This window comes from Gorillibacterium massiliense, assembly GCF_000455485.1.
Lineage (GTDB): Bacteria > Bacillota > Bacilli > Paenibacillales > NBRC-103111 > Gorillibacterium > Gorillibacterium massiliense.
Window position 1 is genome coordinate 1 of record NZ_CBQR020000162.1, and the last position, 22,832, is coordinate 22,832.

At 51.5% G+C, this 22,832-nt stretch carries 16 protein-coding genes and 1 pseudogene; 12 read left to right on the forward strand and 5 right to left on the reverse strand.

Annotated features, from left to right (window positions below):
• Nucleotides 1–304, reverse strand: a pseudogene (locus tag TJ79_RS22910) (hypothetical protein); the annotation flags it as partial.
• Between the two features lie 185 nt (nucleotides 305–489).
• Here TJ79_RS22910 and polA point away from each other — a divergent pair.
• The 5 genes from polA to TJ79_RS22935 all read left to right on the forward strand — a co-directional run bounded on the left by polA (nucleotide 490) and on the right by TJ79_RS22935 (nucleotide 6,322).
• Nucleotides 490–3,162, forward strand: a complete 2,673-nt coding sequence (gene polA / locus TJ79_RS22915; protein WP_040952684.1) for a DNA polymerase I — start codon at nucleotides 490–492, stop codon at nucleotides 3,160–3,162.
• A 189-nt stretch (nucleotides 3,163–3,351) separates the two neighbouring features.
• Nucleotides 3,352–4,191, forward strand: a complete 840-nt coding sequence (gene mutM / locus TJ79_RS22920) for a DNA-formamidopyrimidine glycosylase (protein ID WP_040952685.1) — start codon at nucleotides 3,352–3,354, stop codon at nucleotides 4,189–4,191.
• A gap of 132 nt (nucleotides 4,192–4,323) precedes the next feature.
• Entirely contained in the window at nucleotides 4,324–5,013 is a 690-nt protein-coding gene (gene ytaF, locus TJ79_RS22925) for a sporulation membrane protein YtaF (RefSeq protein ID WP_040952686.1), read from the forward strand.
• A gap of 146 nt (nucleotides 5,014–5,159) precedes the next feature.
• Nucleotides 5,160–5,756 (forward strand): dephospho-CoA kinase, encoded by a 597-nt coding sequence (gene coaE, locus TJ79_RS22930; protein ID WP_040952687.1) that lies wholly within the window; start codon nucleotides 5,160–5,162, stop codon nucleotides 5,754–5,756.
• Nucleotides 5,753–6,322 carry a lytic transglycosylase domain-containing protein gene (locus TJ79_RS22935; protein ID WP_040952688.1) on the forward strand — a complete coding sequence of 190 codons (570 nt, stop codon included), beginning with the start codon at nucleotides 5,753–5,755 and terminating at the stop codon, nucleotides 6,320–6,322. Before coaE ends, TJ79_RS22935 begins: the two co-directional genes overlap by 4 nt.
• Nucleotides 6,323–6,425: 103 nt before the next feature.
• Here TJ79_RS22935 and TJ79_RS22940 read toward each other — a convergent pair whose 3' ends face one another.
• Complete coding sequence (locus TJ79_RS22940) at nucleotides 6,426–6,638, reverse strand: alpha/beta-type small acid-soluble spore protein (protein ID WP_040952689.1); 213 nt, start codon at nucleotides 6,636–6,638, stop codon at nucleotides 6,426–6,428.
• Nucleotides 6,639–6,760: 122 nt separating this feature from the next.
• Between TJ79_RS22940 and nrdR the strand changes: the two genes are divergently transcribed.
• From nrdR to TJ79_RS22960, 4 genes are all read left to right on the forward strand, one after another.
• Entirely contained in the window at nucleotides 6,761–7,228 is a 468-nt protein-coding gene (gene nrdR / locus TJ79_RS22945; protein ID WP_040952690.1) for a transcriptional regulator NrdR, read from the forward strand.
• A 322-nt stretch (nucleotides 7,229–7,550) separates the two neighbouring features.
• The gene (locus tag TJ79_RS22950; protein ID WP_040952691.1) at nucleotides 7,551–8,210 is read left to right on the forward strand and encodes a FusB/FusC family EF-G-binding protein; all 660 of its coding nucleotides are present in this window, start codon (nucleotides 7,551–7,553) and stop codon (nucleotides 8,208–8,210) included.
• A gap of 139 nt (nucleotides 8,211–8,349) precedes the next feature.
• On the forward strand, nucleotides 8,350–9,366 hold the full coding sequence (locus tag TJ79_RS22955) for a daunorubicin resistance protein DrrA family ABC transporter ATP-binding protein (protein ID WP_040952692.1): 1,017 nt from the start codon (nucleotides 8,350–8,352) through the stop codon (nucleotides 9,364–9,366).
• Nucleotides 9,363–10,175 (forward strand): ABC transporter permease, encoded by an 813-nt coding sequence (locus TJ79_RS22960; protein WP_040952693.1) that lies wholly within the window; start codon nucleotides 9,363–9,365, stop codon nucleotides 10,173–10,175. The genes TJ79_RS22955 and TJ79_RS22960 overlap by 4 nt, the downstream gene beginning before the upstream one ends.
• Before the next feature lie 406 nt (nucleotides 10,176–10,581).
• Here TJ79_RS22960 and TJ79_RS22965 read toward each other — a convergent pair whose 3' ends face one another.
• Complete coding sequence (locus tag TJ79_RS22965) at nucleotides 10,582–11,166, reverse strand: TetR/AcrR family transcriptional regulator (protein WP_040952694.1); 585 nt, start codon at nucleotides 11,164–11,166, stop codon at nucleotides 10,582–10,584.
• A 236-nt stretch (nucleotides 11,167–11,402) separates the two neighbouring features.
• On the opposite strand from TJ79_RS22965, the gene TJ79_RS22970 reads away from it, so the two are divergent.
• Nucleotides 11,403–12,626 carry an MFS transporter gene (locus TJ79_RS22970; protein WP_040952695.1) on the forward strand — a complete coding sequence of 408 codons (1,224 nt, stop codon included), beginning with the start codon at nucleotides 11,403–11,405 and terminating at the stop codon, nucleotides 12,624–12,626.
• On the opposite strand, the gene TJ79_RS22975 is transcribed toward TJ79_RS22970, so the two are convergent.
• Nucleotides 12,604–13,413, reverse strand: a complete 810-nt coding sequence (locus TJ79_RS22975) for an EFR1 family ferrodoxin (protein ID WP_238323115.1) — start codon at nucleotides 13,411–13,413, stop codon at nucleotides 12,604–12,606. The genes TJ79_RS22970 and TJ79_RS22975 overlap by 23 nt on opposite strands.
• Nucleotides 13,414–13,587: 174 nt before the next feature.
• Complete coding sequence (locus tag TJ79_RS22980) at nucleotides 13,588–14,475, reverse strand: fructose bisphosphate aldolase (protein WP_040952697.1); 888 nt, start codon at nucleotides 14,473–14,475, stop codon at nucleotides 13,588–13,590.
• Between the two features lie 179 nt (nucleotides 14,476–14,654).
• On the opposite strand from TJ79_RS22980, the gene TJ79_RS26300 reads away from it, so the two are divergent.
• Together TJ79_RS26300 and TJ79_RS22990 are read left to right on the forward strand one after the other, a co-directional pair.
• The gene (locus TJ79_RS26300) at nucleotides 14,655–21,398 is read left to right on the forward strand and encodes a choice-of-anchor I family protein (RefSeq protein WP_052339898.1); all 6,744 of its coding nucleotides are present in this window, start codon (nucleotides 14,655–14,657) and stop codon (nucleotides 21,396–21,398) included.
• A 155-nt stretch (nucleotides 21,399–21,553) separates the two neighbouring features.
• The coding region (locus TJ79_RS22990) for an NTF2-like N-terminal transpeptidase domain-containing protein (RefSeq protein WP_272944765.1) at nucleotides 21,554–22,832 on the forward strand (1,279 nt) is incomplete at its 3' end.

Below are 22,832 nucleotides of genomic sequence, written 5' to 3' on the forward strand. Positions count from 1 at the left end.
CCAGCGCCTTCAGCGCGCCGGCGCTTGCCGCCAGCGGCTGGCCGCTGAGGGCCATCGCCAGGCAGGCGAGGCGCCGTTCCTGCGGACCCGCGGGCCCTTTGCCGCCTCGCCGCCGCCACTCGGCGCGGTACGCCTTCAGCGCCTGCGCCGCAACGTCGCCGCTGCCGTCCCAGCGGCCGGTATACTCGCCGACGGTGGCGAGAAAGGCCGCGTCGAAGGTGGCCTCGGGATCGATCAGCGTATTGTTCAGATCGAAAAAAATGACGCTTTTGCTGTCTGGCGTGATGAACTTGCTTAACGGCATAATCGGCAAAACCTCCTGAAAGATGAACCGGGAAACGCCGGGTTGGCGTTACCGGCAAGATGCTAATGTTTATGCCGTTCATAAAGGTTTTATCCGGTTGAAGGCTTGTGCTATGATGACAATAGACATTGCCGCAGACAAATGAATGATGAAGCGGCTTCAATGAATGAAAATCGAGGTGCGCCATGGCCAAATTGATATTGATCGACGGAAACAGCATCGCCAACCGGGCGTTTTACGCGCTTCCGCCTTTGACCAACTCCAGCGGTCTCCATACCAACGCCGCTTACGGGTTCACCACCATGCTACTCAAGCTCATCGAGAGCGAGCAGCCGACCCACTTCCTGGTCGCTTTTGACGCCGGGAAAATCACCTTTCGGCACGCCGAGTTCAAGGAATACAAAGGAACGCGCTCGAAGACGCCACCCGAGCTATCGGAGCAGTTCCCTCTCATAAAAGATTTGCTCCGGGCTTTCCGCATTTCCCAATTCGAACTCTCCGGCTATGAGGCGGACGATATCATCGGAACCATGACCCGCGCGGCGGAGGAGCAGGGGATCGACACCATCGTCGTCACCGGGGATAAAGATATGCTGCAATTGTCCTCCGACCGGGTGAAAATCGCCCTGACCCGTAAAGGAATAAGTGAAACGGAGCTGTTCGATCCCGCCCATATCCAGGAAGTATACGGCCTCGTGCCCGACCAAATCCGCGATTTGAAGGGACTCATGGGGGATGCGTCGGACAACATTCCGGGGATTCCCAGCGTAGGCGAGAAAACCGCCCTCAAGCTGCTTCACGAGTACGGAACCGTGGAAGAGGTGCTGGCCCACGGCGGCGAGATCAAAGGCAAGCTGGGCGAAAAAGTGCGGGAATATGCCGATGACGCCAGAATGAGTAAAGAATTAGCGACGATCTTCCGGGAAGTTCCCATGGAGATTGACATAGAAGAGAACCGATTCCAAAACTATGACGGTTCAGCCCTGCATGAGCAGTTCCGCAAGCTGGAGTTCAAATCGCTGTTGGAAAAAATGGACTTCTCCGGCGGCGCAGGGACAACTCCGGACCAAGGCGAGGATTCGGCGGAACCGGCCGCGGAACTGGAATGCATCATACTCGACAAGAGTACTGTAGGCGATTTTGCAGCGAATCAGCTTGCCGCCGTGGAGGCCGTCCACGTTGAGGTGTCCGGTGATAATCCCCATACCGGGGAGCTGCTGGGGCTGGCTTTTTCCGATGATGAAAAAGGCTACTACCTGCCCTTCGACGTTCTGCAGTCGGACGAGGCCGCCGCTGTCCGCGATTATCTAGCTGATCCGGAAAAGCCGAAGCGCATGTTCGACGTTCACCGCGCCAGAGTCGCCCTTGCCTGGAGAGGGATGGCTTTGGAAGGCTGCGTCTTTGACGTCGTTTTAGCTACCTATCTGCTGGACCCGACGGAATCCACCCAAACGTTGCACGCCATGGCGAACAAATACGGTCTTCCCGGCGTAAAAGACGACGATGAGGTATTCGGTAAAGGAGCGAAATATAAAGTTCCGGAGCTGCAAGTGCTCAGCCGGCATTTGTGTCAGAAGGCTGCTGCCATTCATAAGCTCACCGATATTCAAAAGCAGGAGCTGGAAGCGGGCGGCATGACTCCGCTTTTCTTCGATATGGAGCTTCCTTTGGCCTCTATTCTCGCGGACATGGAGAAGCAAGGAATCAAGATCAGCGGCGATGAGCTGAAGGAAATCGGTAGCGAGCTGACCGCACGGATCTCTGATTTGATCAAGGATATTTACCATCACGCCGGGGGGGAGTTCAATTTGAACTCACCTAAGCAACTGGGCGAGGTACTGTTTGAGAAACTGAATCTGCCTGTCGTGAAAAAGACGAAGACTGGCCCTTCCACCGACGCGGAAGTGCTGGAGCGGCTGCGACCGAAACACGAGATCGTCGCCCATATCCTCGATTACCGGGTACTGGCCAAGCTGCAATCCACTTACATCGAAGGCTTGTTGAAGGAGATTCGACCGGAAACCGGGAAAATCCATACCTATTATCGCCAGACCATCGCCGCAACGGGTCGGCTCAGCAGCCAGTACCCCAATCTGCAAAATATCCCGGTTCGCTTGGAAGAAGGCCGCAAAATCCGCAAAGCCTTCACGCCATCGGAAGAGGGCTGGCTCATATTGGCAGCGGACTATTCTCAGATCGAACTCAGGGTGCTGGCGCACATCTCCCAAGACCCGGGACTGATGGAAGCCTTCCACAATAACATGGACATTCACACGAAAACGGCCATGGATGTCTTCGGCGTGCCGGAGGATCAAGTGGACCGCAATATGCGCCGTTCGGCTAAAGCCGTCAATTTTGGCATCGTTTATGGCATCAGCGACTACGGTCTGTCGCAAAACCTGGACATTACTCGGGCAGAAGCCGCCCGTTTCATCGAGCAGTATTTTACCGCCTTCACGGGTGTCCGCAACTACATGGATAATATCGTTCAGCAGGCCCGCCGGGACGGTTACGTGACGACGCTGCTGCAGCGCCGGCGGTATTTGCCGGACATCAACGCATCCAATTACAATTTACGCTCCTTTGCCGAACGGACGGCGATGAACACGCCGATTCAAGGCACAGCGGCGGATATCATCAAACTGGCCATGGTGCGGATGGCGGAACGGCTGACCGAGGAAAACTTGAAAAGCCGGATGCTCCTACAGGTACATGACGAATTGGTATTCGAGGTGCCGCCGGAAGAGCTGGATACGATGATCAAGCTCGTACCTGAGGTGATGGCAAACGCTCTTCCTTTGGATGTTCCGCTGAAGGCCGAAGTGGAGTACGGGGCTAACTGGTATGAGGCAAAGTGATCCGTTACACCGGCAAGGAAAGGGTAAATGTTTCCCGGTATGGCTGTTTGCGGTTGAATAAGGTAATCTATAAGAAACTTAGTCCACTATTCTGGATACGCCACACATGCCGCGTGCACGTCACGAGCGAATTCCTTACAATCTTTAGTTCATTTGTACAGATTTACGAACAATAGGAGGCGAATCGCCATGCCGGAACTTCCGGAGGTGGAGACGGTCGTCCGTACGCTGAACAGCCTGGTGGCCGGCAAGCGAATCGACCGAGTCAGCGTGCTGTTGGAGCGCATCATTCAGCAGCCGAAGGAAATTGAAGTATTTCAAGACGCTCTTCAGGGTCAAACGATACATCGGCTGGAGAGGCGGGGGAAGTTTATCCGCTTCCTGCTGGACGATTTGGTGCTGGTTTCTCATTTGCGCATGGAAGGCCGCTATGGCGTGTACGCAGCGGACGAGCCTGTGGAAAAGCACACCCATGTCATTTTTCATTTTAGCGATGGAACCGAGCTGCGTTACAAAGACGTACGACAGTTCGGCACGATGCATATTTTTCGGGCGGGCGACGAATTAACGGCACCGCCTTTGCATAAACTTGGATTGGAACCGCTGGCTCCGGAATTTTCCATCAAAGCTTTGCAAGCTGCGATCGGCGGTAAACCAACCAAATTGAAGCCGCTCCTGCTTAATCAGGAAGCGGTGGCAGGCCTTGGCAACATCTACGTGGACGAGGCTTTGTTTAGGGCCGGCCTCCATCCGGAGAGACCGGCTGCTTCCCTGTCTCCAGCCGAGATGAAAAAGCTCCATGGTGCCATCGTATCCGTGCTTCAAGAAGCGGTGGATGCCGGCGGATCGTCCATCAAGTCGTATGTAAACGGGCAAGGCGAAATGGGCATGTTCCAACAACAGCTTCACGTGTATGGACGCACCGGGGAACCTTGTTCCCGTTGCGGCACCGCCATTGTGAAAATGAAGCTTGGCGGCCGAGGCACTCATTATTGCCCGAAGTGTCAAAAAATCCGCAAGGCTCAGTAATGCACCCCCGCGATTATCTCCCCATATAGTGAATCAGGTTGTCGGTCGGCTCGTGTCTAGAGCCGCTTCGCACAGCCTCGACTAGCGGAACCGATCTCATTTTTGTTGGGGGTTCTGGGGAGGTATAGGGAAGTGCCTTTTTTCTCATTGCTTTTTCTCGCGTTTGCAGTCAGCTTGGATGGATTCGGAGTAGGCGGCACCTACGGATTGCGAAAAGTGAAAATTCCGCTGATCTCCCTCGTGATCATTTCCCTTTTTTCCGGGATGATTATTCTTTTATCCATGAGCGTAGGTACTTGGTTGGCTCGCTTCGTCTCTCCCGTTGTGGCAAAGGATATCGGCGCCTTCATTCTTGTGGGAATCGGGCTCTGGGCACTTTTCCATATGAAGCTGGAGAAGGAAGAGGATGCGAATTCCGATGCTGACGAACGTTCCGGGAAAGGATCTGAACAATCGCCTGCTTCGGTTGAAGATGTGCAGCGTGCCGTATTCTCCATCGAACTGAAGAGTCTGGGCATTGTCATTCAAATTTTGCGGAAGCCCACCCTTGCCGATGTGGACCGTTCGGGTATCATCACGATATCGGAAGCGGCGCTTCTCGGTCTGGCACTATCGCTGGATGCCTTTGGCGCAGGGATTGGGGCTGCACTTATCGGTTTGCCGCCGCTCTTAACTGCCCCCGTAATCGCGATTTCAAGCGGCTTATTTATCTCAGCGGGCTTGCGCGTCGGGTATCGGTATGCGAATTTGGCTTGGGTGCGGCGCTTTTCCGTTTTGCCGGGCATCATGCTGATCGCTATGGGATTATTGAAGCTTTTATAAGCTCATATAGCAAATCAAAAAGGTAAACGCCGCTTGTATTGGCATCGGGGTCCCCGAAAAGTACCTGATTAAGCTTCGTCAGGTTTGGCTTCCCTTTTTGGGGTCCAGTGTCGGCGGCTGCCGTTTATCCTTGGGAGTTGTTTGGAATGAATATCGGACTTACTGGAGGAATCGCCTGCGGCAAAAGCACAGTTTCGGCTATGCTTGTTCGCCGTGGGGCGATTCTTATAGACGCAGATGCCATTGCCCGGGAAATTGTATTGCCCGGTATGCCTGCTTTGCAAGAGATCGCCAACCGTTTTGGCATGGACAAGCTCCTTGAGGATGGTTCTCTGGACCGAAAGAAGCTGGGCAGCGTAATTTTCGCAGATGAAACCGCCCGGCGCGACCTGGAATCCATTCTTCATCCGGCTATACGGCGAACGATGAGAGAGCGGATGGATGCGGCGGAAAAAGTTCAACCGGACAAGCTGGTTGTCGTGGATGTTCCCCTTTTGTATGAATCGGACTTGCAGTTTATGTTTGAAGCTGTCATGGTCGTTTATATACCGGAAGATCTTCAAATTACTCGGCTCATGAAGCGGGATGGGTACAGTCGAGAACAAGCTGAAATGCGGCTGAATTCACAGTTATCGGTGGAGGAGAAACGCCGTAGGGCAGATTATGTTATTTTTAATGATAAAGATATAGCGGAAACGGAGCGGCAGGTTGAGGCGTTTTGGAGGGAAAGGGGTCTACAATGAAGGTATTGCTGAAAAAGCGGGTAGCCGGATTGGCCCTTCTAGTCATCATCTTCATGCTGTTTTATAATAGCTCCTGGTGGATGAAGCTGGTTTATCCCATCCATTATCAAGACGAAATCCTTGCGGCATCCAAGTTGCATCATGTCGATCCGATTCTGGTGGCAGCTATAATTCGGGTGGAGAGCAATTATCGACCGAATTCCGAATCGAAAAAGGGCGCCATTGGCATTATGCAGATCATGCCGGAGACGGCAAATTGGCTGTTTTCCATCGATTCATCCTTGCAAAAGTACAGGAATAACGATTTAACCGATCCTAAGTTCAATATTAAGCTGGGCACGATCTATTTGAATTATTTAAATGACCGGTTCGATGGCAACCGCCCGGTCGTAATCGCAGCCTATAACGCCGGACAGGGCAAAGTGTCAAAATGGCTGGAAGAAGGATTGTGGGATGGAACCTTGGAGCGAGTGGATCAAATTCCCATCATGGAAACGAGAAAGTATGTAAAATCTGTCCATTACTATTATAATAAGTATACGGAGTTGTACGGCTCCGATTTCTAGTGGTTCGGCACCGTTTCGTAAAACAATGGGATAGGCGAAGAAGTATCGGACAAGCTAGGCTTGCCCCATACTTCCTCGCTTTTAGATTTAATGAAGATCAGGGTTATTTACCGGAAAGAGATTGTTCTGCAATTTGTACCAGACGGCGGGTGATGTGTCCCCCGATCGCACCGGCATCACGGGTTGCCATGTTGCCATAGTACCCGTCTTGCGGAATCGTAATGCCCAGCTCTTGAGCAACTTCATATTTCAGTTGATCCAGAGCTTGGTTGGCTTGAGGTACAACCAATGTGTTGCTTTTTTGTCCTGCGCCCATGTCAGTCACCTCCTTTGCGGTTGGTAAATGTATTATGTGCCGATCCGTCCGCTTCATTCAGGTAACGGCTGGCAGATCTGGCAATGGAATTCCTAGAATAAAGGGTAGTGGAGGTTTCACTCATGAAGTGTCCTTATTGCGATTATGCCGGCACAAAAGTCCTGGACTCCCGTGCAGCCAACGAGAATAAGTCTATCCGTCGCCGGAGGGAATGCGAGCGCTGCGCCCGCCGGTTCACCACCTTTGAGATGGTGGAGGAAACGCCGCTTGTCGTGATCAAGAAGGGTGGAAGCCGTGAAGAATTCAGCCACGAGAAGGTGCTGCGCGGGCTGATCCGCGCCTGTGAGAAGCGGCCGGTCTCCATGGAAACGATGGAGGGCATCATTTCGGAGGTGGAAAGGCGCATCCGGGAAACCGCCCAGGCGGAAGTGGAAAGCCGGGAAATCGGCGAGGCGTTGATGGAGCTGCTCTATCCGGTGGACGAGGTTGCCTATGTCCGTTTTGCCTCCGTTTACAGGCAGTTCAAGGACATCAACATGTTCATGAAAGAATTGACGCAAATGCTGATGAAGACGAACGTTAGCGATTGAAAAGGTGCATCGAATCGATCAAGCTGAAACACAGCAGAGTCAGGTATTCAGGATTTCTTCCGAAACCTGGCTTTTTTATGTTTATAATTGATTTTGGAATTGCCGGGCGTTCCGGCATTCTTTATAATAACGTTGAATGGAGGTAGGTAGTGATGGCAAATCATTTTGCCGGAAGAAGAAAATGCCTGTGCAGAGCCTAACGTTAGGGCGAATCTTTGCATGGGCTGATTGTAGCGATCGCCTCAAAAAAGAGGATATCGATTTCTAATCGTGGGCTCTGCACCTTATTGGTTATATTAATCCAAATAAGGGGCTGAGCAGCATGTGCCAACCATTCATTAGAAACCATCAATATAACGCGATTAAAAAGCAGGTCGATTTCCTGCAGACCACCGTAAATACGGTCTCCGATCCGAAAGTAGTGGAATCGGTGCGATATAATGCGCCAATAAAGGCGTTGGAGGCATTTCCCCATGCCAGCGAGCAGGAGAGACAGTTGCTGGAAAAAATATCGGCATTAAGCTCGGCAGCGGAGTGCCAAAGTTATCTCCAATTCTTGGAACCTTATCGGCTGAGCTTTCCGGAGGTATCGGCCAAGCAACTGGCGAAGCTGTACCCCAAGGTAAAAAAGCTGAAGCTTCCCGATCTCGAGACCACGGATTACCGCCGCATCACCTACCTTGGCTGGCTAGACATTGCGATGACGAAAATGTACCTTGTCTATTCGCTGGACGGGAAGATGGTCGGTATTGACGGCCGCTTTACACCGGCAAACAAAGGCGTATGCTTTTTGTGCAACCGCCATTCGGAAGTAGCGCTGTTTACGGCGGTTTCGAAAGATCGGCCGGCCAACGCTTCGCCGGATTATTACAAAGCGATCGGCAACTACGTGTGTATGGACAGCGCCGTGTGCAATCAGAACATTACGGATGTTGCTCCATTAGAAAAATTCATCGGGGAAGTCATGGGTACGTCCAAATAAATGGAAGATTCGGGCAAAACGATAGGCCAATCCTATCCGTTTTGCCCATTTTTTTGGCATGATTTCGGCTCCGTTTATATTCCGTTTATAAAATGGGGGTAGTATTCCATGTAATCAGGAATGCAGGAGGGGATAGAATATGGATCAATTAAAGAAAAAGGGAAATGATCCACACCATACCGAATGGGCTGTAGAAGCCCACGGTCTTGTGAAGACCTTTGGCGATAACCGCGCAGTGGATGGCGTTGATTTAAATGTGCGCGCCGGCAGTATTTACGGCGTACTTGGACCAAACGGAGCAGGCAAGACGACGACGATCCGGATGCTGGCGACGCTGCTCAAGCCAGATGCAGGCATTGGGAGAATTTTCGGGTACGACGTGACGAAGGAATCGCACATCGTCCGACAGTTGATCGGGGTGACGGGTCAGTACGCATCTGTCGATGAGTCATTGAGCGCCACGGAGAATCTAGTTATCTTCTCGCGTTTGCTCGGATTATCCCGTGGTGAAGCAAAGAAAAAGGCGGCGGATCTCTTGGAAGAGTTCGGATTGACGGAAGCCGCCAAACGTCCGCTGAAGCATTTTTCCGGAGGCATGCGCCGTCGCTTGGATCTGGCAGCGAGTCTTATCGCCCAGCCGCCGCTCATCTTCCTCGATGAGCCTACCACGGGGCTTGACCCGCGCACACGGGCGCAAATGTGGGAGACGATCCGCCGCCTGGTGAAAACAGGGTCCACAGTGCTGCTCACTACCCAATACCTTGACGAAGCGGATCAACTAGCCGACCGGATTGCGGTAATCGATCGTGGCAAGGTCGTGGCTGAAGGTACAGTAGATGAACTGAAGACGTCCATCGGCACCTCCTCGCTGCAGCTCAGGGTGCAAAATCCACTGGACATCCCCCGCGCCCGGCAAACCATCGAGCAGGTGTTGAAGGTATCATCGACAATATCGTTCGAGGCGGGACGAATCAACGCGCCGATGCTCGATGTGGATCGAGTAACGGATCTGTTGATCGCGCTCCGCACCGCCGGCATTCATTTGACCGAGATGAGCGTACAGAAGCCGACACTCGACGAAGTGTTTTTGACCATAACGGGACATGGAGTGGCAGCCGATGAGGAATCGAATAAAGCGGAGGGGGCACGAGCATGAGCACCATCATAAAGACAAGCGCAAATGTGCAGCTTAAGAAGCGCACGGGCTTCGGCAAGGCACTGCGCAATTCTTTGACCATGGCATACCGAGGTCTGCTGAAAATTAAACGGACGCCGGAGCAGCTGTTTGACGTGACGCTGCAGCCGATTATTTTCACCTTGATGTTTACGTATATTTTTGGCGGGGCCATATCCGGTGATGTGAAGAGCTATTTACCCGTCATCATTCCCGGCATTCTCGTTCAGACCGTCATCACCACTTCCATCGTTACCGGCGTCCAGCTCCGGGAGGATATGGATAAAGGCGTCTTTGACCGATTCAAGTCGCTGCCCATCGCCCGCATTGCGCCTCTGGCAGGAGCGCTGCTGGCGGATACGATCCGCTATGCCATCGCCACGTTCCTCACGTTCTCCATGGGTTACGTCATGGGCTACCGTCCAGAGGGCGGTTTGGGTTATGTGGCGATCGCCGGGCTTGTCGTCGTTCTTTGTTCCTGGGCGATCAGTTGGATCTTTGCCTTCTTCGGCGTCATCGCCCGTACGGCCTCCAGCGTGCAGGGAATTTCAATGCTCGTCCTGTTCCCGCTCACCTTCCTGTCCAATGCCTTTGTGCCGGCGGACACGATGCCCAATTGGCTGCAATGGTTCGTGAAAATCAACCCGATCTCGCATCTCGTCACCTCCGTCCGGGAATTGACCAATTCCGGAACTGTAGGCTCGGATCTCCTGATTTCCCTGATCGGCGCAGCCGTCATCGTGGCGGTGTTTGCCCCCATTACGGTGCGCGCCTATATGCGCCGCACGTAATTTCACAGGAGGTTCACCTTCGTATGTGTTTTCCGCAGAAAAGTTTTGCCAGCTTTGCTGCGGACATCTATACCGCAAAGTCACTAGCCGAGAAATGTTGGATTATAGGAATCATTTGTTAATTAACAGAACCCGAAATAACAAAATTGTTGGAAAAAATGCAGGATTTGCTTATTTATATCGCCAATGTTGCGCAAAATCCTACACAAAATCCAGGATTTATCTAAAAATAGCGGTCAGAGATGAAAAAATCCTGTAAAAAATCCAGGAAACGTCAGCTGGGGATGGGTGTATCGCCACTTTAAACGGAACCTGAGTTTGAGAACATGGCCTTGGCGTAATCGGGATCTTGTAGTAGGTAACTAAAAAACGGCTCCGGACTTACTTAATGCCCGGAAGCCGCTTTTTAATCTCCGAAATTCCGCATTCCGGTAAAGCAATAATCCACCAACTGCTCCACGTACGCGTTTGACGGGTTTTCACCCAGCACCAGCAACCGGTAGAAAATCGGACCGTAGATGAGGTCGATGGCTAGCTCGATATCGACGGTTTCTTTCAACTCCCCGCGCTTTGTTCCCCGTTCCAAAAGCTGTCTGGCTTCCAACCGCCGCGGCCCAAAATATCGGGTCCGGTAAGCTTCCGCCAGTCCCGGATCAAACTGCCCTTCTCCGATGAGTTCCTTGATGATATTACCTTCCGAACTTTCCATAAAACGGACCAGATTGCCGGCGTGGACGAGAATGTCTTGATGCACCGTTCCCGTGTCCGGTAGGGGTAGCCTGTCCGCCGCGGCGGACATAAATCCGTCCATCACGACAGCGGCTTTGTTCGGCCACCACTTATAGATCGTCGCTTTGCTGACACCGGCTCGTTCAGCTATCTTCTCGACGGTGATAGCTCCAAATCCGCTTTCCAGCAGCAGTTCGTAGGATGCGGTCAGGATGGCTTTTTGCGTTTCTACATTGCGCGGGCGACCTCTTTTGGCGGTCATGGACGATTCCTCCAATTTAACCTAATACGAGACTGATATTTGCCATAAGTAAAAACGATACGTTCATTATACAAAATTGCAGCAAAAGACAAAATAGCCTATTTACAAAACGATACGTTCAGTATATTATATAACTGTAATTAGTGAACTGAACGTTCATTATTTAAATTAATGAAAAAAATTGAACACTCAGCATTTTGCCGCTGAATGTTCGAATCATGAAGAGGAGGATCTCTATGAATGCAAAACGTGGAGTGGAGAGAAAGGCAGTTTCAAACTGGATTTTGTTTATGCTGGCCGCTTCCTGCGGACTTATCGTTGCCAATCTCTACTATGCGCAGCCTTTGGTGGGCCCGATTAGCTCGGCTACAGGCCTATCGCCGGATGCAGCCGGATTGATCGTGACCGTGACCCAAATCGGTTATGTTGCCGGATTATTGTTTATCGTGCCGCTCAGCGATATTATGGAAAACCGACTGTTGGCGGTGGTGTCGCTGCTCGTCGCAGATGCAGCCTTGATTGCGGCGGCTTTTGCTGCTAATGCTCCGTTGTTTTTGGCTGCGGCATTGTTTATCGGCCTCGGTTCCGTGGTCGCTCAAATCCTGGTGCCTTACGCAACCTACCTGGCATCAGAGGAGCAGCGCGGCCGCGTAGTAGGCAACGTCATGAGCGGGCTCCTCTTAGGTATTATGTTTGCTCGGCCATTGGCAAGCTTCATCACCAGCCTCTGGGGCTGGCGCGCCGTGTTTGTTTTTTCGGCAGTGGTTACCGCCGTTATAATCGTACTCTTGGCCTTCGTACTGCCCCCGCGTAAGCCGGTTCCCGCTATGAAATATGGCCGATTGATCGTCTCATTAGGCACCTTGTTCAAAGAAACGTCGATCCTGCGCCGCCGTGCTGCCTATCAAGCCTGTTTGTTCGGAGCGTTCAGTCTTTTTTGGACGGCTGTCCCATTACACCTAGCGGATGCTTTCGGGTTATCGCAGCAGGGCATCGCTCTCGTAGCCTTGGCAGGGGTAGGCGGCGCGGTAGCGGCCCCTATTGCCGGAAGGCTCGCGGACAAAGGCTGGACCCGTTTCCTAACTGGGCTAGCTTTGGTAGTGGGAGCTGCTTCCCTTTTGCTCACCTATCTGTTCCGCGGTCATTCTACGGTTGATCTGGTATTGCTGATCGTCTCAGCTATAATGCTGGATATGGCCGTTTCGGGCAATCTGGTTCTCGGTCAGCGTGCAATCTACTCCTTGGGGAGCGAGGCGAGAGGCCGTCTCAACGGGCTGTTCATGTCTATCTTTTTCATCGGCGGCGCTATTGGTTCCTTGCTGGGTGGTTGGTCGTATGCCTATGGCGGGTGGATGCTGACCGCACTCATCGGCGCCGGCTTGCCCATCCTCGCTTTTCTCTACTATCTCACCGAAAAAAGAGTGGAAGCGAAGTCGCTTAAGACTGCATCATGTCCTTGAAAGTCAGCTGGGGATGGGTGTATCGCCCCTTTTTCTCCGTCCCTTTGCCGTATTGGATGGCTTTTGAGGGGCAGTAATGGACGCACGCCAAGCATTGGGAGCATGCTTTCCCCCACTCAGGCTTGCCGTTTACTTGGATGGTTCTGCAATTGCACACTTTTTCGCAGATGCCGCAGCCGGAACAGCGATCGTCTTGCACGAAAAATTTCGAGGTGCTCATTGCATTTTTTCGGAACATTGGATTGATCACTCCGGTCAGCATCCACGGCAGGAAGCCTTTCACCAAACCGAATTCGCCATGCATTCGTTCCGCTACTTGCTGGTTAATGGTTTTTAAAACATTTTCCGCCTCGATCAGTTTTTCTTGCTCCCGCGTTTTGGTGTCCACATCGCCCATTATGATGTAATTGTTCGGCATGATGATCGAGAATTGCCCATCCAGCGTCAACCCATTTTTCTTTAGGCAAGCGTCCATCAGCTTCATCGTATTTCCGATATTGCCGCCGCAGGTCGCAACAGCGAAGACATAATTTTTCTTGTAGCCGTTCAGCTTGAGCTTGCCGATAAAATCCAGCACCATTTGGGGCGGGCCCCAAGCATGAATCGGGAAAACAAAGCCGATTCGTTCCTGCTCCATCAGGTTGTATTCGAGTTGATCCTGCCCCGAGGCAAGAGCGGCGGAAATGGAAACCAGAGGTTCATTTTGCTTCCGGGCTATCGTTTGGGCTGCATAAAGCGAATTCCCCGTTCCGGAAAAATAAAAGATCATGGGATCACCCTTTCTCATCCTTCGTGATATTGGAATTCATATGGTAATACGTGCATTTTATCTCGCCTATGCCGAAAATTCTGTGAAGTATGTATGCCAGAAAATCTAAACAGCCCTTGCGCTCGCAACGAAGCGTCAAGGGCCGTTTTATGGTCGTTTGAACTCTTATATCTTTCGGGGAGAATAAGCCGGTCAGGTAATGGAAGCCTCATAGATGTCTTTCACGGTCTCGGCCAGCATCGAGTCGAACTCTTCATCCGACTGCTGTGCCGTCAGCCCCTGGGACAAGGCTCGGGAAAAGCTGGCGATAAGCCCGTGATTGCGGGCGAGCTTTTCGTTGGCATCCTTTTGCGAGTAGCCGCCGGATAGAGCCACCACTCGGACGACATGAGGCTCTTCCATCAATTCGCGATAGAAATTGTCCACAGACGGGATGGAGAGCTTCAACATGACTTTCACGTCTGGGGCAAGAGCGGATAGCTGCTCCAGAATTTCGCCCTTCAGGATGGCTTCGGAAGCCTCCTTATCAGTGCTATTGATATCCACTTCCGGCTCGATAATCGGCACAAGCCCCGCAGCTGCGATTTGCTTGCCGATTTCGAACTGCTGAGCCACCACTTTTTTGATGGCAGAGGAATTGGCCTCTTTAATTACCGAGCGCATTTTCGTTCCGAAAATGTTCCGTTCCACCGCCCGTTTCAAAAGGTCGTCCAAGCCGGGAATGGGCTTCATGAGCTGAACCCCGTCTTCAAGAGCGGCAAGTCCTTGATCCACCTTAAGAAAAGGAACAATACCTTTCTTTTCCCATAAGTAATCGGCGGTCAACTGCCCATCGATGGAACGGTCCATCGTATTTTCAAACAAAATCGCTCCGATAATGGAGTTGGAATTGAACGCCGGACTCTTGATGATACGCGTCCTCATTTCGTGGACTTTTGCATACATCTCATCCTCATTGGAATAACTGTCTTCCGAGACCCCGTATTGTAGCAAGGCCTTCGGAGTACTGCCGCCGCTTTGGTCCAAGGCTGCGATAAAGCCTTTTCCCGTATGGATTTGCTCTAATTGTTTGGTATTCATGGGTGCTGTTTCACCTTCCCTTTCTTGGAATGGGATGACAATTTGAATCTTTTTATTATAGCACGTTTGAACTTAAGCATACATTTTTACAATATCTTCAAAACATTTTAACAAAGTGTGACGAATGAATTAACATCCGTATCGTAGAGTAGAGGTGATAAAATCCCCGGGAGGTTTCTATGAAGATCCGAAATCATAAGCGAATCCTAAGTGCATTCCTGGTATTTCTTGTGGTCCTTACCTCGTTTCCTTTCACCTTTGCCAAAGCGGCATCTTTAACCGTTGCCGAATGGGATTTTTCCGCGAACCCTACTCTGCTGTCCAACAATACGGTGGTCGCAGCTACAAACGGCGTGAACGTCGAGCCGGGAACAACCACGGTTACCCTCTCCACCTATATGGGGAAAACGATCAACGTCACGGGTAGCAATGGGGGAACCATATATACATCCGGATGGGATAACGGCGCTAATACAAAATATTGGCAAGCCGCCTTGAATACCTCCGGCTTTGAAAACTTGAAATTGTCGTTCAGCGCATACGGCACGGGAACGGGTCCGCGAGACTTCAAGCTGCAATATAGCGTTGATCATGTGAATTTTACGGATATTCCAAACGGAGCTTATACTAGTCCGGATGCAAAACCGGCTGTTTTAACGAAATCCGACCTTCCTCTGCCTGCAGAGATGAATGATAGCCCGATCGTTTATCTGCGTTTTTTGCAGACAAGCAATCTCTCGATCCGAGCTGGCACTAGCAGCTATCCCGCTGATGAAGCCGTTGGGTCCGGCGGAAATGCCCGGCTCTTCGACGTCAAAATCACCGGCGATCAAAAAGTTGATTCATCTGTTGTTGCGGCAGCAGAAGCGACACCTGCCAGCGGCGGAACTATAGCGGCGGGAAGCTTGGTCCATCTAACCACCCTAACGGCAGACGCAACCATCGAATACACGCTGAATGGCGGACCGGCGCAAACCATTAACGGCGCTTCCGGCGACGTTTTCGTCGACGCTTTTACCCAAGCGGGAGATACAGCAGTCATTCGGGCGAAAGCTGTAAAAGGAGCGGCCGCCAGCGTTGAGCGGACGTTCGTATTCAGCCAGTCGCAGGTATTGCCGGTCACAACCAACATAACCGGCTCAGTACCCGCCAATTCGCAGATCCAATTGTCGTCTCCTTCTGCAGGCGCGGCGATCCGCTATATTCTTACCCGTAAGGCCGGAGCTCCCAATGAAACCGTAGATCCGGAAGTCCTTTACAACGGGCCGATTACCCTTACCCAAGACATGCTGCCCGCCAAAATCGAAGCTTACGGCACCCTTGCCGGTTATAAAGATAGCGCAAAATCAGCCTTCAATTATACGCTAAAAGATTCTGCAGCGGTTGAAAAGGTTTACTTTGGTCAACTGCACGGTCATACGATTCAATCTGACGGCTCCGGTACGTTGGAGGATGCGTACAAATATGCCAGGGATGTAGCCAAACTTGACTTTTTTGCTTTGACGGATCATTCCAATTATTTCGATACGACGGCAGCTCCCGTCGATTATGACGCGAGCAAAACCAATGCCAAGTGGCAGCAAGGCATCGCTGCGGCAGCAGCTGCGGCGACCGCAGACTTTGTTCCCTTTTACGCTTATGAAATGACGTGGGCAGGAGGCCCCGGACATATCAATACCTTTGCGACAGACGGCTTTGTCAGCCGGAACAATCCGAAGTACGCTTCGGGCGTTACCGCTATGAAAAACTACTACGACTTGTTAAAAACCATTCCCGGCTCCATCGGTCAATTTAATCATCCTGGGCCGACCTTCGGGGATTTCAACGGATTTTCCAATTATGATCCCGAACTTAATAAGCACATGACGTTGATTGAGGTCGGAAACGGCGAAGGAGCCGTCGGATCGGGAGGCTATTTCCGGTCTTACGAATCTTACAACAACGCCCTTGATAAAGGCTGGCATCTCGCGCCGACCAACAACCAAGACAACCATAAAGGGCTTTGGGGCATGGCCAACACAGCCAGAACGGCGATCGTTACGGATAACTTCACGAAAGAAGGCGTTTATGACGCCCTCCGCCAGCTGCATGTGTATGCCACGGAAGATCAGAACCTTCAGATCCACTATACGGCCAATGATCAACTGCTTGGCGCGAGCTTTCCATCAGGCATCGACGAGTTGAATATCAACGTCGACCTGTTGGATCCTGACTTCACGGATCAAATCGGCAAGGTGTCGATCGTGACAAATGGAGGGAAGGAATCCAACGTTCAGGTCTTCTCGGCGAACAGCGGAGAGTACTCGGTTAAACTCAGCCATCCGGTAAACGGGTACTACTATATTAAAGTCGTCGAAGTCGATGGAGATATTGCGGTTACGGCCCCCGTTTGGGTAGGCGATGTGGAAAAGGTCGGCATCAACGCCGTCAAGGCATCGGTCAACATGCCGGTGGCGGGGGAACCTCTAGAGTTGTCTACCGAAATTTTCAACAACGAAGCGAGCGCGGTCACCATTCAATCTATTCATTATAAGGTGGGAGGGGCTACCATTGCGGATAAAACGGTAAACGCAGACCTCGCCTCCTTGGGAACGTTTAAAGATACGGTTCCTTACACTCCGACGGTTGTTGGGATGAACACGGTGGATGTTGCGGTACATGCCGTAGTGAACGGGGTAAGCCGGATATTCAATCAAACTATCCTGATCAAGGTCAGGAATCCGGAAAAACTCGTGAATATCGGTGTCGATGCCTCGCACTTAAATGAATATGTCGCCGGGAATTATGCCAACAGCATGACGAACTTCGCGAAGCTGGCTGAAGATTACGACGTGCGGCTCGTGGAAATCAAAGGCGGCATTACAGCGGAAAAGCTGGCCAATCTGCAAGGCTTGATTTTGACGCCTCCAAACCGGAAGACATCCGTAGGAGCGCTCGGCGCCTATACGACGGATGAAATCGCCGCGGTTTCGGATTTTGCCGCCCATGGCAAAACCTTGATCGTTTGCGGGCTAGCGGACTACGGCGACGGGAAGAATGCGGAGCCCTTTCATGCAGCTACTCAACAAAATGTGATTTTGCAGGCCGTTCAATCCAAAGTTCGCATCGTCGATGATGAACTCATCGATAATGTCAATTATGTGCCCAGTCAAAACTTCCGGCTGCGCTTCAAAGAATACAATACGGCCAGCCCTTACAATAACGGCGTCGATCCGGGCCAAGAATACAGCTTTTACAGCGGTTCATCTTTGTTGGTGCCCGATTCGGCCAAAAATTCCGTCACAACCATCGTCGCTTCCCACGCCACCTCGGAAAGCTTAGATTCGGACAAAGATGGCAAAGGCGGCGAAGGAAACCCGATTGCAAAGGGCAACATCCCCGTTTTGACGGTAGAGACATTGGCCAGCGGGGCAAAATTGTTCGTTGCCGGTTCCGTGTTCATGTCCAATTTTGAGGTGCAGGCGACTCTGGATAACAACCTTGAGCTGGGCTATAGCAACTACAATATTTCGCAAAATATCTTGAAGGATCTCGCGCCGCGAACGGTAATGCCAATCCGTGAAGTCCAAGGGGCAAGCGAAGGCGCACAGTTTACGATTCAAGGCACCGTAACCTCCAATGCCAGCGGGTATGATCAAAAGACGGCCTTTTTCGATTCCATCTATGTGCAGGATGATACGGCAGGAATCAATCTTTTCCCGGTATCGGGTAATTTCAAAGCCGGTCAAAAGGTAGAAGTCACCGGAACTGTAGGCAGCTATCAAAACGAAAAACAACTTACCGTCAAAACCATCGCTATTATCGACAATGAAGTCCATGAGATTGCCCCTGCACAAGTAACCACTGGCGCTGCTACATCCCAAGCAAACCGTGGAAGACTGGTTAAAGTGGAGGGCACGGTAAAATCCATCCGTCTGGATAGCGGAAAAGTTGGAGCGATTACCGTGAATGACGGATCCGGAGACGTGCGAGTATTTATCGACGGGTACATTACGCCTGACGTGAATCTCGAATATTTGGAAGCGGGCGATAAGATCTCGGCTATCGGGTTGTCATCGGCTGACACGGAAGGTACGCGCATTCGCGTCCGCGATCGCCATGAAATCAACTGGATCAAATCTGGCACTATGCGCAAAATCGGCAGCTATTCCACCGGCTTCTCTGATCCGGCTGGCGGAGTGGCGGAGATTGTCAAATACAACAGCGATAATAACAAGTTCTACCTGGTCAATGGCAAGGAAAAGAAAGTGGATATCGTCAGCCTGAATCCTCTGGTATCCGGCCAAGAGAAGACTCTGGCTTTGGAAAAGCGGATCGATGTCAGCTCCATGATCAAAGGCTTCTCCTTTGGCGACATTACCAGCGTGGATATCAACACGGTCCGCAAATTCATCGCCATCGCCGTTCAAGAGGAAGATTACAAAAAGCCCGGAGCAGTCGTCCTGCTGGACTATAACGGGAACTACATCTCGCATTACCGGACAGGGGTGCAGCCGGATATGGTGACCTTCACACCCGACGGCAATTATTTGCTGACGGCCGATGAAGGAGAACCCCGCATGGGATACGCTTCTCCAGAAGTCGATCCCCAAGGCTCCGTTACCATTGTCAATTTGATTAACGGCACTACCAAAATCGCCGATTTTACCGCCTATGACAGTAGCGATGCAAGAAGCGGTCTTTTGGCAAATAACGTGATCCTGAAAAAGATGACGGCGCCTTCCGTCGACTTGGAACCGGAATATATCGCGGTGTCCGCTGACAGCAAAAAAGCGTACGTCACCCTCCAGGAAGCCAATGCGATTGCTACGTTGGACATAACGGGAGGAACGTTTACCAGCATGAAAGGCCTCGGCTTTAAGGATTACAGTGTGGCAGGCAATGAGCTGGATATGCGCCGAGACGGCACAATCAATATCAAGACCGAGCCGAATGTCTTTGGTATCTACCAACCTGACGGGATCACGGCTTACACGGTCAGTGGAAAAACCTATCTCATCACGGCCAACGAAGGGGATTCCCGGGATTGGAACGGCTACCTGAATGAAAAAGACATCAAGCTGGGCAAGGGTCAAGACGGAGATGCATCTAAAGATATCAAACTGACGACTTTCGATACCTCTGACTATGAAGTGGGTGTGAACGGAGCAGGTTTTGCCAGCGGGAAAACCTATCTGTTCGGAGCCCGGTCCTTTGCCATCTGGGATGCGGAGAACATGTCCCTTGTTTACGACAGCGGATCGACTTTGGAAAAGAAAACGGCCAAATACCTGCCGAATTATTTCAATTGGTCCAATGACGACCTCGTATTCGAGAAGAGAAGCGCTAAAAAAGGACCGGAGCCTGAGGATGTCAAAGTCGGCGTTGTCGATGGTAAACCCTATGTATTTGTCGGCCTCGAACGGATCGGTGGCAATATGATGTTCGATCTATCCGACGTTCATGCTCCCGCCTTCACGGATTACTTGAATACGAGGGATTTTGCCGGCTCCATCGATTCAACGGGTTCTAAGCCGGTTTATAAAATCGCCGGAGACGTGTCTCCGGAAGGCCAAGCTTTTGTGCCGGCAGATAAAAGTCCTACCCGTTACCCGCTCTTGCTTGTAGCGAACGAGGTTTCCGGGACCGTATCCGTCGTGGAAATACCGGAAGGATATTACACGCCTTCCCAACCGGAAACCCCTTCGAATAACACGGGTTCTTCCGGTACCAATGCCTCCACTCAGCCGGGCGGAACGACCGTAACCGGTACGACAGCGGTAGTGGAGGTTGAGCTGAACGCCCAAACGGGAGAAGCTGTTGCTACTCTTTCCGATGAAGCAGCCGGAAAACTTTTGGAACAGGCAAAGGAAAATGAGAAATCCGGAAAAGACGTAGTCGTTGAAATTCGTAGCGTTGCCACTTCCGATACGAAGAAATTGACTTCGGAGTTAAGCAGCGATTTCTTGAAGAAGCTTGCTTCCGGCACGAATGCGTCGCTGCAGCTCAACACCGGATTCGCAACCATCACCTTGAGCCATAAAGCGGTGGAAAACATCACCCAGGCGGCTAAAGGATCGAGCGTCCTCATAAGCGTTGACAAAGTTCCCAGCTCAGATTTAAACGGCAGCGCTCAAGCCGCCGTCGGGAACAGACCGGTTTTCGATTTTACGATCGAGAGCGGAAATAATAAGATTATCGAGTTTGGCGGCGAAGCCGTGCGGGTATCCATTCCTTATTCTCTGGGTGCCGGCGAAAATCCCAATGCCATCGTGATTTATTATCTCGATACCAACGGGAATCCGGTCCCTGTAACTAGCCGGTATAACGAAGTGACGAAGGCCGTCGAGTTCATTACGAATCATTTTTCCAGGTATGCGGTGGCTTATACTCCTATCCATTTTAATGACATAACCGGGCATTGGGCAGCTAACGCCATCCAGTATGCTTCGGCGCGTGGGTTGTTCGCAGGAGTTGGTGAAGGGATATTTGGCCCAGAACAAACGTTGACCCGCGGGATGCTTGTCACCGTGCTGGGAAAAATGGCTGGAGCCAATCCAACTGAAAAAGCATCATTCTCTGATGTGGCAGCCGATCAATACTATGCGTCATATATTGCTTGGGCAGCTTCTCATGGAATTGCGCAAGGAGTCGGCGGCAACCGGTTTGCGCCGGACCAAGCCGTAACTCGGGAAGAATTAGCGGTGCTGCTGAGCCATTTTGCGAGCTATATGAAAATGAAAACCGCCGATAGCGGGATGCTTCCCGCTTTTACGGACGAAAATCAAACGAGTTCTTGGGCGAAAACCGCCGTTACCCAAATTCATTCCCTTGGCTGGATCTCCGGCAAGCCGGGTAACTTGTATGACCCGAAAGGAACGGCTACGAGAGCGGAAGTCTCCGCGATCCTGCAAAAGGTTATCGAGAGCAATTTCGCAGAATAACCGTTGTACCCTACAGAAACACCGGGATCTCCCGGTGTTTTTGCTTTATCTTTTTCTATGGGAAGAGAGGAAAGCGGGGAGCAGGCTGCGAATATAAACCTTATATCTTCTTAAGTCGAGAGGTGGACGCAATGAAATGGCGCTGGTTGCTTGTAATGAGTTGCTTACTATCGATCTTTTTCAGCGCATGTAAAAGCAGGGATGCTGAAGTTACCCCAGTTCCAGAAAAAAAAGATATCGCTCAGCTCTATTTGTCCGCCTGGCAGCAGCGGGATTATGAAGGCATGTATAAGCTGTTAACGGCGGAAGCTAAAGCGAGCATGACCGAAGCGCAATTTGCGGAACGATATACAAAAATATACGAAGGAATCGAGGCAGACCACCTCGAAGTCACCGCGCTTCCAGAGCCGACGACTGCGCAAACGACATCATCCCCCAGCCCGGAGCCGACAGAGCGGAGCTTCCGCTTCCATGTTCGGATGGACACGATAGCCGGGCCGATTGAATTCGATAATCAAGGCAAGCTGCTCAAAGCGGCGGATGGCAATGACCCCGAGTGGTTGGTGGAGTGGAAGCCGTCGCTCCTGTTTCCGGATATGTCTGAGGGAGATACGGTTCGGGTGCAAACCATAGCGGCCGCGCGCGGCGAAATCAAGGATAGAAACGGCAATGGACTTGCAATCAACGGAACCGTACCGCAGCTCGGTCTCATCCCGGGGCAAATGGGAGATTCTCCAAATGAAGTAAAAACGGAGTTAGCAAAAAAGCTCGGCATCGATAAAAAAGAAATCGAGAAAAAGCTTAACGCTTCATGGGTTAAGCCAGGGATGTTTGTCCCCATCGCCATCATACCGGAAGAATCGATTGACGAGTTTCGTCTGTTTCCCGGTGCCGTCATTCAACAGAAAAAGCTCCGGCAGTACCCATACGGCGAGGCTGCAGCCCATTTGACCGGCTATATAGGGGAAGCAAACGCGGATGAATTGGAAAAACTAAAGGATAAAGGCTACGAAACCGGTGATTGGATCGGTAAAGCAGGGCTCGAACAGATTCTGGAGGACAAGTTGAGAGGGACGGACGGGGTTGTCGTTTCCATTGTAGATGGCAAAGGAGTACAAAAAGCCGATCTCGCCGATAAAGCCGCCGTGCCGGGGCAAAACTTCCAATTGACTATCGATGCTGAGCTGCAGAAGACCATTTACAATGAAGTCAAAGAGGACGGGGCTTCTGTTGCTGCCATTCAGCCGATGACAGGCGATGTATTAGCTCTTCTAAGCAGCCCGTCTTATGACCCCAATGCCTTTGTGAGCGGTCTTTCAAGCGAGCAGTATAAGAAGTGGAACGATGATCCGCATCATCCTTTTTTAAACCGTTTTTCGAAAGGCTACGCGCCGGGATCGTCCTTCAAGATGATTACTGGAGCCATTGGGCTGG

Bases quoted from the DNA above. Each gene is read 5' to 3' on its own strand.
- TJ79_RS22940 (WP_040952689.1), bottom strand. From the start codon at position 6,638: ATGGGCGCAGGACAAAAAAGCAACACATTGGTTGTACCTCAAGCCAAC.
- TJ79_RS22965 (WP_040952694.1), bottom strand. From the start codon at position 11,166: ATGACCGCCAAAAGAGGTCGCCCGCGCAATGTAGAAACGCAAAAAGCC.
- TJ79_RS22980 (WP_040952697.1), bottom strand. From the start codon at position 14,475: ATGAATACCAAACAATTAGAGCAAATCCATACGGGAAAAGGCTTTATC.
- TJ79_RS22955 (WP_040952692.1), top strand. From the start codon at position 8,350: ATGGATCAATTAAAGAAAAAGGGAAATGATCCACACCATACCGAATGG.
- coaE (WP_040952687.1), top strand. From the start codon at position 5,160: ATGAATATCGGACTTACTGGAGGAATCGCCTGCGGCAAAAGCACAGTT.
- polA (WP_040952684.1), top strand. From the start codon at position 490: ATGGCCAAATTGATATTGATCGACGGAAACAGCATCGCCAACCGGGCG.
- mutM (WP_040952685.1), top strand. From the start codon at position 3,352: ATGCCGGAACTTCCGGAGGTGGAGACGGTCGTCCGTACGCTGAACAGC.
- TJ79_RS22935 (WP_040952688.1), top strand. From the start codon at position 5,753: ATGAAGGTATTGCTGAAAAAGCGGGTAGCCGGATTGGCCCTTCTAGTC.
- TJ79_RS22970 (WP_040952695.1), top strand. From the start codon at position 11,403: ATGAATGCAAAACGTGGAGTGGAGAGAAAGGCAGTTTCAAACTGGATT.
- TJ79_RS22950 (WP_040952691.1), top strand. From the start codon at position 7,551: ATGTGCCAACCATTCATTAGAAACCATCAATATAACGCGATTAAAAAG.
- TJ79_RS22975 (WP_238323115.1), bottom strand. From the start codon at position 13,413: ATGAGAAAGGGTGATCCCATGATCTTTTATTTTTCCGGAACGGGGAAT.
- TJ79_RS26300 (WP_052339898.1), top strand. From the start codon at position 14,655: ATGAAGATCCGAAATCATAAGCGAATCCTAAGTGCATTCCTGGTATTT.
- TJ79_RS22960 (WP_040952693.1), top strand. From the start codon at position 9,363: ATGAGCACCATCATAAAGACAAGCGCAAATGTGCAGCTTAAGAAGCGC.
- nrdR (WP_040952690.1), top strand. From the start codon at position 6,761: ATGAAGTGTCCTTATTGCGATTATGCCGGCACAAAAGTCCTGGACTCC.